At 72.8% G+C, this 16,420-nt stretch carries 16 protein-coding genes; 4 read left to right on the forward strand and 12 right to left on the reverse strand.

Annotation, left to right across the window (positions count from 1 at the left end; translation table 11 throughout):
* Positions 1-38: 38 nt before the first annotated feature.
* From HJC40_RS46135 to HJC40_RS15355, 5 genes are all read right to left on the reverse strand, one after another.
* Positions 39-917 (reverse strand): AraC family transcriptional regulator, encoded by an 879-nt coding sequence (locus HJC40_RS46135; RefSeq protein WP_250001757.1) that lies wholly within the window; start codon positions 915-917, stop codon positions 39-41.
* Between the two features lie 31 nt (positions 918-948).
* Positions 949-1,335, reverse strand: a complete 387-nt coding sequence (locus HJC40_RS15340; protein WP_250001758.1) for a GtrA family protein — start codon at positions 1,333-1,335, stop codon at positions 949-951.
* A complete protein-coding gene (locus tag HJC40_RS15345) occupies positions 1,322-2,284 on the reverse strand; it encodes a glycosyltransferase family 2 protein (protein ID WP_250001759.1) in 963 nt (320 codons plus the stop codon). Before HJC40_RS15345 ends, HJC40_RS15340 begins: the two co-directional genes overlap by 14 nt.
* 68 nt (positions 2,285-2,352) lie before the next feature.
* Positions 2,353-2,922, reverse strand: a complete 570-nt coding sequence (locus HJC40_RS15350) for a hypothetical protein (protein ID WP_250001760.1) — start codon at positions 2,920-2,922, stop codon at positions 2,353-2,355.
* Position 2,923: 1 nt separating this feature from the next.
* Positions 2,924-3,754 (reverse strand): hypothetical protein, encoded by an 831-nt coding sequence (locus tag HJC40_RS15355; protein ID WP_250001761.1) that lies wholly within the window; start codon positions 3,752-3,754, stop codon positions 2,924-2,926.
* A 216-nt stretch (positions 3,755-3,970) separates the two neighbouring features.
* Between HJC40_RS15355 and HJC40_RS15360 the strand changes: the two genes are divergently transcribed.
* Entirely contained in the window at positions 3,971-4,456 is a 486-nt protein-coding gene (locus tag HJC40_RS15360; protein ID WP_250001762.1) for a CAP domain-containing protein, read from the forward strand.
* On the opposite strand, the gene HJC40_RS15365 is transcribed toward HJC40_RS15360, so the two are convergent.
* Genes HJC40_RS15365 through HJC40_RS15380 form a run of 4 tightly spaced genes read right to left on the reverse strand, consistent with a single transcriptional unit; the run spans position 4,434 to position 9,510 of the window.
* A complete protein-coding gene (locus tag HJC40_RS15365) occupies positions 4,434-5,312 on the reverse strand; it encodes a class I SAM-dependent methyltransferase (RefSeq protein WP_250001763.1) in 879 nt (292 codons plus the stop codon). The two genes, HJC40_RS15360 and HJC40_RS15365, sit on opposite strands and share 23 nt — an antisense overlap.
* Positions 5,313-5,349: 37 nt before the next feature.
* Positions 5,350-6,942, reverse strand: a complete 1,593-nt coding sequence (locus HJC40_RS15370) for a hypothetical protein (RefSeq protein ID WP_250001764.1) — start codon at positions 6,940-6,942, stop codon at positions 5,350-5,352.
* Positions 6,939-7,592, reverse strand: a complete 654-nt coding sequence (locus tag HJC40_RS15375) for a hypothetical protein (RefSeq protein ID WP_250001765.1) — start codon at positions 7,590-7,592, stop codon at positions 6,939-6,941. Before HJC40_RS15375 ends, HJC40_RS15370 begins: the two co-directional genes overlap by 4 nt.
* Positions 7,582-9,510, reverse strand: a complete 1,929-nt coding sequence (locus HJC40_RS15380; RefSeq protein WP_250001766.1) for a glycosyl transferase — start codon at positions 9,508-9,510, stop codon at positions 7,582-7,584. Before HJC40_RS15380 ends, HJC40_RS15375 begins: the two co-directional genes overlap by 11 nt.
* 88 nt (positions 9,511-9,598) lie before the next feature.
* Here HJC40_RS15380 and HJC40_RS15385 point away from each other — a divergent pair, with 88 nt between their 5' ends.
* Positions 9,599-11,797: a glycosyltransferase gene (locus HJC40_RS15385; RefSeq protein WP_250001767.1), complete on the forward strand. Its 2,199-nt coding sequence runs from the start codon at positions 9,599-9,601 to the stop codon at positions 11,795-11,797.
* A gap of 431 nt (positions 11,798-12,228) precedes the next feature.
* On the opposite strand, the gene HJC40_RS15390 is transcribed toward HJC40_RS15385, so the two are convergent.
* Entirely contained in the window at positions 12,229-12,636 is a 408-nt protein-coding gene (locus HJC40_RS15390; protein WP_250001768.1) for a nuclear transport factor 2 family protein, read from the reverse strand.
* 59 nt (positions 12,637-12,695) lie between these two features.
* On the opposite strand from HJC40_RS15390, the gene HJC40_RS15395 reads away from it, so the two are divergent.
* Complete coding sequence (locus HJC40_RS15395) at positions 12,696-13,262, forward strand: TetR/AcrR family transcriptional regulator (RefSeq protein ID WP_250001769.1); 567 nt, start codon at positions 12,696-12,698, stop codon at positions 13,260-13,262.
* A 176-nt stretch (positions 13,263-13,438) separates the two neighbouring features.
* On the opposite strand, the gene HJC40_RS15400 is transcribed toward HJC40_RS15395, so the two are convergent.
* Together HJC40_RS15400 and HJC40_RS15405 are read right to left on the reverse strand one after the other, a co-directional pair.
* Entirely contained in the window at positions 13,439-14,080 is a 642-nt protein-coding gene (locus tag HJC40_RS15400) for a response regulator transcription factor (RefSeq protein ID WP_308200910.1), read from the reverse strand.
* Between the two features lie 14 nt (positions 14,081-14,094).
* Positions 14,095-15,207 (reverse strand): sensor histidine kinase, encoded by a 1,113-nt coding sequence (locus HJC40_RS15405; RefSeq protein WP_250002065.1) that lies wholly within the window; start codon positions 15,205-15,207, stop codon positions 14,095-14,097.
* Between the two features lie 91 nt (positions 15,208-15,298).
* Here HJC40_RS15405 and HJC40_RS15410 point away from each other — a divergent pair, with 91 nt between their 5' ends.
* Entirely contained in the window at positions 15,299-16,408 is a 1,110-nt protein-coding gene (locus HJC40_RS15410; protein WP_250001770.1) for a hypothetical protein, read from the forward strand.
* The last annotated feature ends 12 nt before the right edge of the window (positions 16,409-16,420 follow it).

The raw sequence follows: 16,420 nt of genomic DNA on the forward strand, positions 1-16,420 counted from the left end.
CGGGACGGCGAAGATCCTGCACGTCCGCGCTGCACGATTCAGGCGCGGCGCAGCGCGGCCGGGGTGATGTCCAGGTGGGCGCGCAGCACCCGGGTCAGGTGCTCCTGGTGCGAGAAGCCGCAGCGCTGGGCGACCTCGGCGATCGGCATACGGGTGCAGCGCAGCAGCTGACAGGCGGCGTCGACCCGGCGCTGGATGAGGAACTGGTGCGGCGACAGCCCGGTGCGCGCCTTGAACTGCCGGGCGAACTGGCTGACGCTCAGCCCGGTCGCCGCGGCCAGCTCGCGCAGCGGCAACGCCTGCCCCAGGCGGTCCTCGACCAGCTCGCGGACGGCGTTGAACTGCCGGTCGGTGAGCCCGGCCCGCGGGCCCGCCGGGGTCGGCGGAGGCGGCCGGGCGCGGGCGCTGTGCCGCCGGGCGAGCTGCGCGGCCAGCGCGTGACCCAGATGGTCCACATAGGTACGGGCGGACGGCTCCCAGTGCCGCATGACCCCGTCGAGGTTCAGCAGCAGCTGCTCCACGAGCGGGTCGAGACTGCCGAACTCCTCGGCCAGCTCCACCGGATCGCCGCCGTGCGCCGCCCGCAGCAACTCGTCGGTCAGATAGGCGTGCACGGTGTCGAGCCGCCCGCCGAGCTCGACGGTGAGGTCCTTGCCGGCCGGGTGCACGAAGAGACCACCGGGCGGGACGGTGCGCGAGCTGATCAGGCCGAGGTGCCCCCGGCGTACGGTGACCGGCCCGTTGAGGTGCAGGATCACCAGGTGGCTGGGGGCGCTGCCGAAGCTGGCCCGGTAGGGCTGCTCGCTCTGGGTCGAGACGTAGAGCTGTTCCCAGCCGAGGCCGCGGCTGGTGCGGTCGGGCCGGATCCAGGGTTGCCGGAGAATGCCGTTGGTGTCGTGGACCGTGAGCTCCGCCACGTGACCATGACATCGACAAAGCTTGATCAAATCAAGCCGCGCGGAAGGTCCACCGGGAGTTGAGCGCGTAGTTCACGGCCGGGACGGCGACCAGGGCGACCGCCTGGACCAGCACATACGGCCTGCTGAGGAGCTCGGCGCCGAGCCAGAGGATCACGATGTTGAGCGTGCCGGCCACGGCGGCCACTGTCAGGAACCGGCCACCGGCCCGTGCGTGCCCGACCGGCGAGCGGAAGACCCAGGAGCGTTGCAGACCGTACGAGACCAGGACGCTCGCCGCGAACCCGGCCGCCGAGGACGGCACCGGCGGCCCGTGCAGCCCCTCGGCCAGCAGGAAGCCCACCCCCAGGTGGGTCAGGGCGCTGGCCCCGCCGCTGACCACGTACCGGAGGAGGGTGGCCGGGTCACCGCTCGGCACGGTCGGCCCGCACCAACTGCTCGGGCAGCGAGGCGACCGGGCCCGAACGCTCCTGCACGAGATAGCGCGGCCGGCCCCGGACCTCCTCGTGGATGCGGGCCAGGTACTCCCCGATCACGCCCAGCCCGAGCAGCAGGAAGGTGCCCATCACGAGCAGCAGCAGGATGACCGTGGGAAAACCGGCCACCGAGTCGCCGCCGATCCAGCGGATCAGGGTCTGCGCGCCCAGCAGCACGGCGAACCCGGCGAACGCCAGCCCGACCATGGTGACCAGATGCAGTGGCGCCGAGGTGAAGGAGGTGAGCCCGTTGACGGCCAGCCGGAACAGGGAACCGAACGTCCAGCGGGACCGGCCGCCCGCCCGTTCCTCGATGTCGACCTCGATCGCGCTGCGCCGGAAGCCGATCCAGCTGCTCGTGCCCCGGAAGAACGAGGAGTGCTCGGGCAGCCGCAGCAGCGCCTCCAGGGCCGGGCGGCCGAGCAGCCGGAAGTCGGTCGCGTCGATCAGGTCCACCCGGGTGAGCCCGGTGAACGCCTTGTTGAACGCGCGTCCGCCGAGCCGCCCGACCACGCCCTGGCCCGTCCGGTTGCGTTTGACCGCCTCGACCACGTGCGCACCCTCGCGCCAGCGCCGCACCATCTCGGGAATGGCCTGCGGCGGGTGCTGCAGATCGGAGTCGATGACCACGACCGCGTCCCCGGCGGCGTGCTCGAGACCGGCCAGCACCGCCGACTCCTTGCCGAAGTTGCGGGACAGCTGCAGACCGCGTACGCGCCCGTCGAGCAGGGCCTGCGCGGCCACCCGGTCCCAGGAGTCGTCGGTCGAGCCGTCATCGACCAGCACCAGCTCGTAGCTGAGGCCGGCGCCGGTGAGCACCTCGGTCAGCCGGGCCACGAAGCGGTCCACGCCGGCGCCCTCGTTGAAGATGGGCGCCACCACGGAGATCATCGGGCTCGATACCGTCACGCTCGCCCAACGACCACGCGAGCGCAAAAGTTACAAATCAGCGCCGGCGCTCAGCGCAGCAGCTCCGCGAGGGTCGGCAGCTTCGCCCGGTCCACGAAGATCGTGCGGACCGCCCCGTGATCGCGGTAGAGCCGGGACAGCCGCTCGGCCAGCGCGTCCTCCCACGACCGGTCCGGGCGGTGCCGCTCCCAGGTCTCCCGGTCGGGCAGGTACTCCAGCAGCACCCCGAGATCGCGGAGCAGGGCGAAGGACGAGCAGTCGGTCAGCACGACCGGGCGGTGGCCGGGCTCGACCCGCATCCGTTGCTGGACGGTCAGCACGAACTCGCGCAGCGGCTCGAAGGCGAGCCCGATCACCACGTACAGGTGGACCGGCGCCGGCGGGATCGTGCGGACGGGCGGGGTCGCACGGCGGGCCGGGAACAGCCGGCGCAGCCACGAGGTGCCGTCGCGCAGCCGGTCGCGCTCCTGGCGCAACCGCTCGCTCCGGCAGCGTTCGTCGGCCAGCCGGGCCTCGAGCGAGCGCAGGCGCCCGGCCATCGCGCTCAGCTCCCAGCGGGCCCGCTGCATCGCGTCGAGCGGCTCGCGCACCGGTGGGACCGGCACAGCGGTTTCGCGCACGTCAACCTCCGAGATCCTCGTGGCGGGCCGCCGGCCCGCCCAACCAGGTCGCCGCGGCGAATTCGCCCGGCTCCAGCAGGTGGTCGAACGCCGCCGGATCCGGCGGGTCCGGGCGCATCCCGACCCAGACGACGCCCGGGTGCTCGCGCACCACGGCGAGGAGGTCACCGCCGGGCCGGCCGTCGACCGCCACGATGCCGGGCCGGTGCAGCGCGATGAGATGGGCCAGCCGGTCCCGGAACACCGCACGGGACGGGATGTGCTCGGTGAGGAGGCCGGCCGGGACGGCAGTGGCCGCCGAGGCCACCGTGACGATCACCGCGACCAGATCGCCGGGCAGCCGGGGGACGATCGCCGTCAGCCGGGCCACGGCCTCGGGGTCCCCGGCTACCAGCATCAGGCGGCGAGCGGGCACGGCGGTCACCGGGCCGGTCACCCGGGTACGGGCGGGCGCGCTGATCCGGGGGCGGACGCCGAAACCGGCGAGCCACCGCAGGTGCGACCGCCCGGTCCTGCGGTCGGGGTCCTCGACCGTCACGGTGCGCCCGGCCCGGACGTCCGGCAGATCCTCGACGATCGGGCGCCGCCCGCGGATGACCAGGAGCCGCGCGTTCACCCGCTGGTCGTCGCGGGCCAGCTCGGCCACGCCGTCGCGGAGCAGGTCGCGCACGTCCGGGCCGAACGGCAACGGCCTCCGGTCGCCCGGCAGGGGCGCGTGCACCAGCACGGTGCTGAGCGCCGCGTCGGCCTGGGTGCGCACCTCGGCGGCGACCCGGGAGTCCGGAAACCGGAAGTCGGCCAGGATCGCCACGTCGTGAACGGTCGTCGCCATGCCGGATCCCCCTTCGCGGGCCTCTGCGGGGCTCAACGATCACCAACACACACCGTCACGGCAACGTCACGGAAACCGCATGGCGGTAGCCAACCCGGCGGCAACCGAAGGGCATCGGCACCGCACCCGGAGAAAGGTCATCGTCACTGCGTCAGCGCCGAACTATGACGGTGAACCCCCCGGTAGCAGCCGGGACCACTTACCGAAAGGCAGTCGATGCGCTCTTCGATCACCAAGCGTCTGGCCCTGATCGCGATGATCCCCGCCACCCTGCTCGTCGTGGTCGCGTTCGCCTCGTCCGCCCAGGCCGCCGTCACCAGCACGGCCAAGCTGCAGAGCGACATCGCGGTTCTCACCAACAAGCAGCGCGCCGCCCACGGCTGCCGGGCCGTCGTCGTCAGCCCGGCCCTGACCCGCGCGGCCGTCGGCCACAGCGCCTACCAGGCCCGCACCAACAAGCTCACGCACACCGGCGCCGGCAACTCCACGTTCGTCGCCCGCTCGAAGGCCGCCGGCTACAGCCGTCCGCTGAGCGAGAACGTCGCGTTCGGCTACAGCACCGGCGCCGCCGTGGTGAGCGCGTGGATGAAGAGCCCGGGCCACCGCGCCAACATCCTCAACTGCAAGGCGATCGCGGTCGGCGTCGGCATCGCCTACGCCGCCAACGGCACCCCGTACTTCACGCAGGAGTTCGGTTACTGAGCTCCCGCACCCCGCGGCGATACGACAGCTGGGCCTCACCTTCGCGGGTGAGGCCCTCGGTCGTTTCCAGCCAACGGGCCATCGCGTCCGGGGCGCCGCGCAGGGAGATCGTCGCGACATCGGCCAGCAGGCTGGTGAGCAGCCGCATGCCGGCCGGAGCGTGCGGGCCGGTCGGCGCGTCCCCGCCACCGACCACGAGCAGCCCGACGTCGTCCAGGTCGGCCAGGGCCTCCAGCGGCGCCTCCCGCACCTCGGCCACCTCGGCGAGCTGGTGAGCGGCCAGCGACGCCCGCGTCAGCTCGGCCCGCCCGCTGTTGTCCAGCGAGACCAGCCGGCCGCCGACCTCCTCCACCGCGTAGGCCATCCACACTGTCGAGGCCCCGCCGCCCAGCTCGAGCACCAGCCGCGGCCGCCGGGTGCGGATCAGGTGCAACAGGTCGAGCAGCGGCGCAGCCCCACCCGAGGGCGGCATGGGCGCCCTCGGCGTGACCCGCTGGAAGAGCTGCACGACCGCCTCGATGTCGCGGGTCTGCGCCTCGGCCCGGTCGACGACCTCCTGATGCCGGTCGCCCGAATGCAGGAGCAACTCCTCGAGCGCGCCGAGCATCCGGCGCTGGGCCTGGTCGAGCACGGTCCGCGCGTCGGCCTGCTGCCGCCGCTGGAGTCGCTGCAACCCGGAGAGCCGGCGGGCGAGCAGCAACAAGCCGGCGAAGAGGATCGTGAAGAAGACCGCGAGGAGGGTGAGGGCCAGACCGACGTTCCCGGTCAGCGCGGCGGCCGCGACCGCGACACAGAGCACGCAGGCCCCGGACGCCGAGACGACCTGCCGGCGGGTCAGGTTCCGCAACCGGCGCATCAGATCTCCCCCACGATCGGGACAAACGCCGACGGGGTCAGCCGGTTACGCCCGGACAGAAGGCCACGTCGGCCCGCTGCCGGGACGCGACCTCGAGCGACTCGTCGAAGCGGCGGACCGAGAACGGTGAGTCGGCGTGCAGCTCGACGAACTCGGCGCGCAGGGCACACCGGCGGCCGGCGCCGCCCGGGGTGGGATCGAAGTCGGCCATCTCGACGGCCACGCGATCGGCGAGTCTCGCGGCCGGCGCGGACATCGCGAGGTCGCGCTGCTGTTTGTTGGCGGTGGCCGACACGGTCGCGGTCGCCGCGAACAGGAGGACGGCCACCACGGGGGCGATGATCAACCGGCCCCGTGGGCGCACGAGATGCGCGAGCGCGACGAGCAGCAGCGCCCCCGCCGTCGTCGTGACGGCCGAGTCCCGCCAGCCGTACCCCCAGCGCCCGGTCGCCACGAGCTGCTGCACATCGACGTTCAACGACCCCATTCCGGCCCCCAGCAGCACGAGCGCGCCCGCCGGCGCTGCCAGCGCGACCGCGGGGCGCCGTCCCACCCGCGACAGCCGGGGCAGATCACGGATCGCCTGCCCGGCCACCAGCCCGATCACCAGCACCGCCCCGATCAGCACGAGACCGCCCGCCCAGGACCCCCGGGGCGCCGCGGCCGGCCACTGCAGCGGAGGCAGCCACGCGATGGCGCGTACCGGCAGGCTCTCCCACGTCTCGGGCCCGAACCGCACGTCGGAGCCCTTGTAGCAGGTCCCCGCCGCGCAGTAGCGCCGGATCACCACCCGGACGGCCAGGAAGACGGGCAGGAAGCCGACCCAGACCAGCCCGAGCGCGCGGGCCGGGGCCGCGGTGAGCAGCCGGCCGGGCCGGAGCCCGAGCACCAGCCCGCCCCGGACCAGCACGGCCACGGTGGCCAGGGGCAGGGCCAGGTACGCGATCTCGTTGAACGCGGCCAGGCCGGCCCCGCCCAGCAGCAGCAACGGCATCCACCACAGCCGCAGCGGTTTCCCCGGGTCGATGCGGCACAGCGCCGCCGTCACCCCGAGAACGAGCGCGGCCGAGGCGAGATAGAGACCGCCGAAGAGCACGATCGGGCTGGAGCCACCGGCCGCCACGAAGCCGGCCGCGACCGCGAACGGGACCACAGCGGCCACTGTGGACGGTGCGCGGCGGAACATCCGGCCGGGGGCGACGATGCTCTCGGCGAGCAGCACCGCCAAGACGCACAACAGGATCGCCGAGACGAACGAGACCAGCCGCAGACCGACGTTCACCGGCAGGCCGAGCACCTCGCTGAGCGCGTACGCGGCCGTGTCGAGCGTCTTCTCCAGCATGCGGCCGAACAGCCGGAAGTTACCCAGCCGCAGATAGCCGGGCAGCGAGTCGACGGTGTGCGGCACGATCCGCAGCGGGTCGTCGCGGAACATCCCGCCGTGCCAGTACAGGTTGAACCGGTGGTCACGGCTGGGCGCCAGCGCGACCAGCGGCGCCAGCACGGGCAACGGCACCAGCACGGCCCGCAGCACCGCCCGCCGCCAGAGCGCGCCGACCGGCGGCCCCTCGACCACGAAACGCATCCCGGCACGCGGGGCGACGGGGGCATCGATCGTCGGGGCGCTCATGCCGAAGCCAACGACCCCACCCTTCGATCAGTGACGAGGAGCCGGGCCAGGGTCGGCGGATCACGGGGGTCGATCACGACGGCGTGGGTGGCCCGATGGTCGCGGCAGAGCTGGGCGACCCGGCCGGCCAGCAGCGTCTCCCAGTCCGAGCCCGGGTCGTGCCGCGACCAGGTGGCCGGGTCGGGCAGATATTCGAGCACGACGCCGGGAACCCGCAGGCCGCGCAGCGACGGCTGATCGGTCACCACCACGGGCCGGTGATCGGCGTCGACCAGCACCCGCTGGCGCAGCGCCCGGATCAGCGCGTGCGATCCGGACCGGGAGAGCCCGACCGCCACGTAGACCCGGGCCGGGACGGGCGCCGTGCTGGGCCGGATCCGGGGCGGGACCGGGGTGCGGCCGCGCAGCCGCCGGGCCGCCCGGCCGGCCAGCACCGGGCCGGTGCGCAGCGGGTCGCGGGCCAGGTCGACCAGGACCCGGCCGAGGCGGTAGGAACGGCTGCGCCGCAGGGCCAGCACCAGCTCCCGGTTGCGGTCGCGATCCCGGACGGCGGCGTCCCGCTCGTCCTCGACGCAGCGCAACCGGCCGGTCAGCGTGGCCACCTCCCAGCGGGCGAGGGCCAGGTCGGCCGCGTCCGGTTCACCGAACATCTCCTGCCTCCACTTCGGATCGTCGAGAACAGTGCCCGGCCAGCCAGGCCGCGGCGTCCGCGGCCCCGTTGCCGAACGGAAGCTCGGCGCAACGACGGCTCAGGGCTTCGCGGGCCACCGGGTCGGCCAGCCGCTCGAGGGCCGCGGCGGCCGCCTCGTCGTCGGTGGCACAGACCGCGACCCCGGCCGCCGCGGCGAAGCGGGCCCGGCTGAGCTCGTCGTCGGCGCCGTCCGGGTCGGGCACGAAGACCGTCGGCACGCCCGCACCGAGCAGCTCGTGGAAGTTGGTGTAGTCGGCCCGGGACACGGCCAGCGTCACCTCGTCCAGATCGTCCGGGCCGGCCTCGACGACGGTGAAACCGGGCAGGGTGGCCTCGACGCCCCGGCAGAGCAGGGTCTGCCCGGGGCGGCGGTCCACGTGCGGGAGGCCGATCGGCAGCTCGGTGATCGGCTCGACCGCGCTCACCCCGGCCCGTGCGGTGGTCGTCCAGCCCTCGTCCGCGGGCGCGGCGAACTCGCCCGGCTCGAGGACGCCGGCGAACAGGGCGCCCCGGGCCGCCCACTCGCCGCCGGTGCCGCGCCGCCACATGGCCGGTCGCAGCCAGAGCCAGCGCGGGCCTGGGTGGTCGGCGATCGCGGCGGCGATGCCGTCGTGCGGCACCCCGCCGACCAGCACCGCCCGGGGACCGTACAGGTCGATCAGGTGCCGCAGCCGGTCGCGGACGAAGCCGGTCCAGCGGTCCTCGGGCGCACCCAGATCCTCGGCGGCGGGCAGATATTCGGTGAGCAGGCCGGCGGCGTGGGCGTCGGCCAGGCCGGCCGATCCGGCGACCACGATCGCCTCCAGGCCGGCGGGCAGGTGCCGGGCGACGGCCCGGAACCGGTTGATGTCGTCGCCGACGAGCAGCACCCGCCGCGGCGGCCGGACCGCGTGGAAGCGGGGCGGCGGTACGACGCCGCGGGGCAGCACACCCAGCGACGCGAGGCGGGCGATGTGCGAGGCGCTGCCGAAGTGCTCGGTCACGAAGGAGGTGGCTCGCGCGGCCTGCGCCTCGTACGCGGGCCGGTCCTTGTGCAGGCGCAGGACGAGGTCACGCAGCCCGGCCGGTTGGGCGTAGAGGGCGGCCTCGGCGAAGGTCGCGCGGAAGTGCGGCGCCAGGACGACCGGCACACCGCTCGCCATCGCCTCGAGGATCGTGCGGTCGAACGCCTCGTCGAAGTAGGCGAAGAAGTCGAGCCGGCCGAGGAATTCGCGGGGCGACTCGGCGCCGTCCTCGACGAGCTCCCACGAGGCCGGCGGCCGGGCGTCGTCCCGTCCGACGGCGCCCAGGAGGCGCACCTTGACGTCGGGAGAGTCCGGGTACGCCGCCACGAGCCGAGCCAGGTCCGGACGACCGTGCCGCCCGACCACCGGGACCGCCGCCCACGGACGGGAATCGACCGGCCAGCTCGCGACGTCGATGATCTCGTGCCAGTCGGTCTCGGGCAGCACCCAGCCGGCGACCTCGTCGCGCACCTGGCCGTTCACCGGCGCCCAGACCACGCCCGGCCCGAAGCAGCGCTCGATGCGCTCGCGGGCCCCGGCGAGGTCGCCCGGCGGCCGGTCGAGCACCACGATGGTGTGCGCGGCCCGCACCCGCGGCATCACCACCGGCTCCTCGGTGAAGACCTGCGGCCGGCGGATCAGCAGGACCTTCGCGGTGATCTCGGCGTCGTCGTCGGCCAGGTCGGCCAGCCCGTCGCGCAGGCAGGCCACGATCCGGCTGCGGAAGGGCCGGGTGGGCCGCGGCGGCGGGGACGGCACGTGGATCAGGACGGTGGTCAGCCCGGCCGCGGCCTGGGCCTGGACCTCGGCGGCCAGGCTCGCCGCGCCGCCGCCCGGATACCGCAGGTCGGACAGGATCGCGACGTCGTACACGGCATGGTCAACGAGACTGCCAACCGGGCGATACGGACAATTCACCCGAGTCGTTGATCACCGGGAAACGCCGAGAACAAGGGGGACCATGCGCGACACCGGACCTCATCCGCTCGCCGTCGCGGCTCTGCAGGCCCGGTCGATCGCGGCCCGCGAACCGCTGGCCCGGGCGGCCGCCGACGACCCGTGGATCGCGGGTGAGCTGGCCCGCGTCATCGCCCTGCAGGACCTGCGGGCGGACGACCAGGCCGACGCGCTGGCCATCCTGGACGGCCTGCGCGAGCGCGGCCGGATCGCGGGAGTCCACCAGGGACTGCACTGCCAGCTCGCGTACGCCTCGGGCGATCACGCGTCGGCCGCGGCGCTGCTGGCCGGCTACGGCGAGGTGCCCGGGCCGGTGCGGGCCGCGCTGACCGCCGACCTGGGCGGGCCGGCTTGTTTCGCCGCGTTGCTGCCGGCCCCGGCGGTGCGGGTGGCCGACGGGCCCGGCGCGCCGCTCGACCGGATCACCACCGGCCCGGTGCAGCGCCGGGGGCACGCCGGCCGGATCACCACGATCGTCACCTGCCGGCAGCCCGGACCGGCCCTGCTCACCGCGGTGCGGTCGCTGACCCGGCAGACGTGGACCAACCACGAGATCCTGGTCGTCGACGACGGCTCGTCCGGCGAGTTCGAGCCGGTGCTGCGGGCGGCGGCCGCCCTCGACCCGCGAGTGCGGGTGATCCGCATGGTCACCCCGGGCGGCCCCTACGTCGCGCGCAACGCCGGTCTGGACGCGGCGACGGGTGACTTCGTGACCTTTCAGGACGCCGGCGGCTGGTCCCACCCGCTCCGCCTGGAACGCCAGGTCGCACCGCTGCTGGCCGACCAGGCGGCCTTCTCGGCCACGGTTGCCGGCCTGCGGGTCACGCCCGCTCTGGAGGTCACCCGGCCGGGCCGGTCCGAGCTGGGCCCGCCCGACCTCGCCTCGTCGATGGTCCGGCGGGCGGTGGCGCTGAGCCGGGTCGGTCACTTCGACCCGGTCCGGGAGGGCGCCGATCTGGAGTACGCCGAGCGCGCCCGCGCGGTGCTCGGCGACGCGGCCGTCCGGCACGTCGGCGGCCTGCCGCTGATCCTGGTCCGGGACGAGCCCGACCCGGCGACCCGGTCTTATCTTTCGGCCTTCCGAAGGTGGCACACGCACGTCCGCGAGGGTCGCGAGCCGGCCACGCGGGCCCGGGCGTTCGTGGTGCCCCGCCGGCTGCGCGGCGACACCGGCGCCCGGGCCTACGACGTGGTGCTGGCGGGCGACTGGACCACCGCGGGCGGGGCCGCGACCGCCGGGATCGGGCAGTTGCGGGCTCTCGCCGCGCGCCGGCAACGCGCGGCCCTGCTGCACCTGGACGTGCTGGCCAACCTGCGCGAGGGCGCCCGCGACCTCGACCCGGCGGTCCAGGATCTGATCAACAGCGGCGAGCTCGTCCAGGTCGAGCTGACCGACGACGTCCGCGCCCGGCTGGTGGTGGCCCGCTCGGTCCAGGTGCTGCGGTACGCCCCCGACGGGCCCAGCGGTGTCCGGGCCCAGCGGGTGGTGATCGAGGACGCCGTGGCCGACCCGTCGGCGGCGGCCGCGGCCAAGCGGCTCTTCGGCCAGCGGCCGATCTGGGCCCCGGCCGGGCCGGACGGGCGGCGCCTGCTCACCGGGGCCGGGCAGGCCGCGCCGGCCCAGCTCGACCTGCCCAGCACGCTCGACGTGGCGCGGTGGCGGCTCGACCGGCGCGGGCCGCGGGCCGACCGGCCGGTGGTGGGCCGGCACTGCCGCGGTGGCCGGGCCGAGTGGCACCGGCTCCGCGCCGAGCTGCCCGAGACCGCGCGCCTGGACGTCCGCCTCCTCGACGCGGCCGGCCGCGCGGACCACTCGTTCGGCCGTTCCGGACCGCCGCGCAGCTGGCTGGTCTACCGCCCCGGCGACGTCAGCCTGCGCTCGTTCCTCGGTCAGATCGACTTCTACCTGCACCTGCCGCCCGACGACGAACCGGCCGACCCGGCGCCCGACGTGCTCACCGCGCTGGCCGCCGGTTGCGTGGCGGTGCTGCCCCACCGCTACGCCGCCGCCTTCGGCGAGGCCGCGGTCTACTGCTCGGCCGGCGAGCTGGCCGACACCGTACGCCGGTTGCACGCCGACCACCGGGCCCTGCGCGAGCAGTCCGCCCGCGGCGCCGCCTTCGTCCGGCGCCACCACACTCACGACCTGTTCGCCGAACGGGTGGCCCATCTGGCCCTGCCCACCCCGGCAACGCAAGGGTGACCACTTGGCACCCGCCGAACCGTCAACCCGGCCCGCCCGCGACCGATTCCTAAGGGCACAAGCAGCACAGAAACTCGGAGCGGCCCCCGCCGCTCCGGCCGCGGGCAGCAGCACTCCCCCGACCCGCGTACCGCTACCCCGTCGTCCCCCGCGACGGGGTAGCGGTATTTCCCCATGACCTCGGGTTGCCGTTCAACCTCCGCCGCGGCCCAGGCTTCGCTACGGACCAGCTCACTACGTCGCCAACGGGCCACTACGGTGAGCATCGGCGATCGAGCCGGTGTGGATGGCGACGAACCGCGACCGTGCGTTGTCCGCGGCAGATCCGGTTATTCGATCGAGGCACTGGGGAGGACCGGGCATTATCGTGCGATGCCTGACCGTAAGCCGACGATCGTCCTCGTCGACGATCTTCGCTCGTTCTTGTGATGTCAGTTCTGACGCAGGGGCGTGCGTCGGGCGCGCACGATTCGGTGCGTGATTCGCCAACCGGCAGCTGTCAGTTCGACAGTGTCCTCGTACGTAACACTGCCGGTCGATCCATCAGCCATGACTCCGAATCCCTTGGACAAGGCCTCGACAGCGCCGCCCGTCGTTTCGCGCAGCACAATATTGGTCACGTGGTGGGCTACCGGGTTGGCGTCGCCCAGTGCCGGCCCGGCTTCGCGGACTGCCGCGATGCCGACCAATTCGCCGCCGCCAAGAGCCGACACGTCGTAGACGACGTCCTCGGTGAACAGGGTCGCCAGGCCGTTGAAGTCACCGCAATCTGTCAGGTGGCCATGCGAGTTGATCAGATCTGTGATGGTGATCCGGTCATCCATGGAGATGGGCATCATGATCCCTCCGCACCCTAAATGGGGAACTCCCCGTTTAGCTGCCGGTACCGTATGCGGGGATGTCCCCAGATAGCAAGCGTCGCCCGCGCTCCGACGCGTCCCGTAACCGCGCACGGCTCGTAGCCGCAGCCCGTGAAGCGCTGGCCGAGGCGGGCAACGACGTCGCATTCGACGTGATCGCCCAACGCGCCGGGGTCGGCAACGCCACCCTGTATCGCCACTTCCCGACACGCGCCGATCTGCTCGTCGCCGTCTACGCCGACGAAGTCGCCGCACTGTGCCGACACGGCGAGCAGTTGCTGGAGTCCGCGGAGCCGACGAGCGCGCTGTTCGCGTGGCTCGATGAATTCGTGGTGCACGTGGCCACTAAGCGTGCCCTTGCCCTGGCCGCGACAGAAGACACCGGCGAACGCCACACCATGCTGTTCCGGGATTGGCATGCGTCGATCACCTCGATCGCCGATCGCCTCGTCCGACGCGCGCAGCCGACACTCCGTTCCGACCTCACCGCAACCGACGTGCTGACCTTGGCCAGCGGAGCGGCCTTGAGCGCCGACGCCGCTCGGGCCCGCCGGCTGGTCGCACTACTGCGTAGTGGCATTGCAGCTTCAACCAGCACCGACTGAGGCTTCCTCTGACACCAGTCCGGCCGCGCGCTCATCGACACGAGCGTGCGCAGGGCGGACGGCTGGTGGACGTCACAGGCACACGACAGCGCTCCGTCAGCCGCCACGCACGCTCGGCGGCAGATCCGGATGTCGGTTCCACCCATCATGCGGTAGAGGATTCGGTGCGACTTGCGTCAGCGGCCGAGGCGGGACTGCCATGACCAGGCGGCGATGCCGACTCGGTTTCGGACCTGGAGTTTGCGCTGGATGTTGGTCAGATGGGTTTTGACGGTGCCGGGGGTGATGTAGAGGCGGGCGCCGATCTCTGGGTTGGTCAAGCCGTCGGCGACCAAGGCAACGATGTCGAGTTCTCGGTGGCTCAGCGGGGGATCGGCGGGCGGTGCCCCTGGCCGGCTGACGGACAGTTCGCGTAGGAGACGGACGGTGACCGTCGGGCTGATCAGGGCGTCACCGGCCATTGCGGCCCGGACGGCCTCGGTTAGCAGGGTCGGGCCGGAGTGCTTGAGTAGAAAGCCGCTTGCTCCATGGCGTAAGGCTGTGTGGACGTACGCGTCGAGGTCGTAGGTGGTGACCACCACGACTCGTGTGGTGCCGGGTGCGTCCGGGGCGCATATCCGTTGAGTCAGCTCAAGGCCGTCCATGCGGGGCATCCGGATGTCGGTCACCACGACGTCCGGTTGCAGCCGGTCGGTCAATTGCAGCGCCTCGACACCGTCCGCGGCCTCACCGACGACGTCGATGTCGGGGGCGGCCTGCATGATCGTGCTGTAGGCCAACCGGATCGACGCTTGATCATCGGCGATGAGCACCCGGATCCGCGTATCGGTGCTCACCTGGGCCCGGCCGGTGCTGTCGTGGGCAGCTCGGCGCGCACGCGCCAGCCCATGGTGCTGGTCGGTCCGAAATCGAGCATGCCGCCGAGCCGTTCGACACGGTTGGCGAGCTCGGTCAGGCCGGTACCACCGCTGCGGCACTGCGGCGACGGCCGGGACGGGACCGGTAAATCAGTGCCCTCTTCGTTGCTCACGCTCAACTTCACACTGCCGTGATGGGGTTGTAGGTGCACTTCGACGACCGCGCCGGGCCGGGCATGTCGTCGTACGTTGGTGAGCGCTTCGAGGACCACTCGGTAGGCGGCGGCGCCGATCGGCGCGGGCAACTTCGACGCAATATCGGGATCAGAGTTCAGGCTTACCGGCCCGTCCCATGCCAGCGCAAATCGGCGCACCAGCTCCGGAAGTTCGGTGGCACCCGGGCCGTCGATGTCGGAGTCGCGGTCCAGATCCTCGGGCTGACGGATCTCCAACTCCCGGAGCAGCTGCATCGTCCGGTCCATCGCGGATAGAGCCCGTACACCGTCGGCCTCGACGCGCTCTAGTATCCCGGCCACCTCGTCGGGGCCGCCGGGCAGAAGGACACGAGCAGCCTGAACCTGGACCACCATCGCGCTCACGTCATGGGCGACAAAGTCGTGCAGATCGGTCGCCAGTTGTACCCGCTGTGCCCGCCGGGCCTGCCGCACGGCCCGCACTCGCGCCGTGTCGAGCTGCCGCAGGTAGAGACCGAAACAGGCACCGGCGATCCCGGCGAGCGACCAAAAAAGGCACACGGCGATCGCGTCCCGCCAGTTCGCCACCGCTGGGCCGGTAAGCGGTAGAGCCAACAGGCTCTCGGCGAGGACTGTCACCGACGCCGCGGCGGTGGCAGCCCGCGGTGGCGCCCACCGGCACACCAGTACGGCATTTGCGGCCAGGGCGGCGGTGCCCACCAGTGGCCAGAAGCCCACCACCGCCGGCGAGTGGTGGAGGTACCACAGCCACACCGCCAGTAAGGTGCTCGACCCCGCCGCACACGCACCGGCCGCGACGAACGGCCGCGCCCGCGCAACGATCTGCCCGGCCAACGCCGCAACCGCAGGCCCAGCGCACAGCACCTCGATCATCACGGCAATAACGTAGTCAGTACAGGCACGCTGGTGGTATCTACCGGATGGGAGATACCGGTGCGGCCGTCGCACCGACAACGCTAGATCCATGATCGACCGACTGACCTACCGGGCCGCGCTGGCCGGATCGCTACTGGTGACAGCCGCCGGGGTGCTGTGGTGGCTGATCCCGGGCAGTTACCCCTTCGGCCCCGAAGACCGCTTCGCAGATATGGCCCTGATGACGTATGTGCCGCGCGGCACGGCCATCGCATTCGCCCTACTTCTGGGTGTCGCCGGAATCGTGCTGGCGGCTGGCCGCCGCCGCGGGCCCGTGACGATCGCTTTCGCATCCGTCGCCGCCACTGTCCTGGGCCTGCTGGTACCGGACATCCAAGTGCTGATCATCACCGCCTACGCGATGACGTTGGCGGTGCCGTCCGCGCTAGTTGCGGTCTCAGCGAACCGGCTGCTACCACGGCTGCCCGCAATCGCGGTCTTCCTCGCCGCGTTCGCGGCGCTTCTGGGATGGCTGTCGTACATCGCCCGCGACGCCGATCCGATCGGTACGCGTCCGCTGTTCGTGTTCGGCTCGCTTGCTGCGGGTGCTTCGTGGGCCGCCGTCCTGATCCGCTTGCTGCACCCGGCCGACCGCAACCGCCCCGCCTGGACCGAGCCGGCGGCCGCCGCCCGATGGGGCAGGACGCTGACATGGGCGGCGGCGCTGTGCCCGCTACCGTACGCCCTGACCCGGTTGACCTGGCTCACTCCGTGGCCGATCGGCGAGACCGCGGAGACGCTGGCGGCTCATCCGGGCCTGCGCATCTTCGGCCTCGCATTGGCGCTTGCTGGCGAAGGCGGGACCTGGCTAACCCTCGGCCTGATCCGCCCGCGCGGCGAGACTTTCCCCACCTGGGTACCCATCGTCGGCGGCCGCCCCGTCCCCGTACTCGCCGCAGTAGTCCCTGGACTGCTGGTCGCAGCGATGCTCACCATCGCCGGGCACTCGCTTCTGCAGCAGGCCGCAACCACCGGCGACTACCTATTCGTGCTGCTGATGCCCTTCCCGCTGTGGGGACCGCTCCTGGCGGCCGCAACATTCGGCTATTGGCTACGCCGCCGGAGCAATGCCACCCCGGACGGGGTCCCTCCATCTTCCCCGATCGGCCACCCGAGTCGCTGGACCGTGAAGGCCCTCGCCACGCGACGCCGCCCTTAATCGGGTATCCGC

Origin of the sequence: Actinoplanes sp. M2I2 (assembly GCF_023544445.1) — a bacterium.
Lineage (GTDB): Bacteria > Actinomycetota > Actinomycetes > Mycobacteriales > Micromonosporaceae > Actinoplanes.

Bases quoted from the DNA above. Each gene is read 5' to 3' on its own strand.
- HJC40_RS15405 (WP_250002065.1), bottom strand. From the start codon at position 15,207: ATGATCGAGGTGCTGTGCGCTGGGCCTGCGGTTGCGGCGTTGGCCGGG.
- HJC40_RS15360 (WP_250001762.1), top strand. From the start codon at position 3,971: ATGCGCTCTTCGATCACCAAGCGTCTGGCCCTGATCGCGATGATCCCC.
- HJC40_RS15385 (WP_250001767.1), top strand. From the start codon at position 9,599: ATGCGCGACACCGGACCTCATCCGCTCGCCGTCGCGGCTCTGCAGGCC.
- HJC40_RS15345 (WP_250001759.1), bottom strand. From the start codon at position 2,284: ATGATCTCCGTGGTGGCGCCCATCTTCAACGAGGGCGCCGGCGTGGAC.
- HJC40_RS15395 (WP_250001769.1), top strand. From the start codon at position 12,696: ATGTCCCCAGATAGCAAGCGTCGCCCGCGCTCCGACGCGTCCCGTAAC.
- HJC40_RS15410 (WP_250001770.1), top strand. From the start codon at position 15,299: ATGATCGACCGACTGACCTACCGGGCCGCGCTGGCCGGATCGCTACTG.
- HJC40_RS15365 (WP_250001763.1), bottom strand. From the start codon at position 5,312: ATGCGCCGGTTGCGGAACCTGACCCGCCGGCAGGTCGTCTCGGCGTCC.
- HJC40_RS15375 (WP_250001765.1), bottom strand. From the start codon at position 7,592: ATGTTCGGTGAACCGGACGCGGCCGACCTGGCCCTCGCCCGCTGGGAG.
- HJC40_RS15355 (WP_250001761.1), bottom strand. From the start codon at position 3,754: ATGGCGACGACCGTTCACGACGTGGCGATCCTGGCCGACTTCCGGTTT.
- HJC40_RS15370 (WP_250001764.1), bottom strand. From the start codon at position 6,942: ATGAGCGCCCCGACGATCGATGCCCCCGTCGCCCCGCGTGCCGGGATG.
- HJC40_RS15390 (WP_250001768.1), bottom strand. From the start codon at position 12,636: ATGATGCCCATCTCCATGGATGACCGGATCACCATCACAGATCTGATC.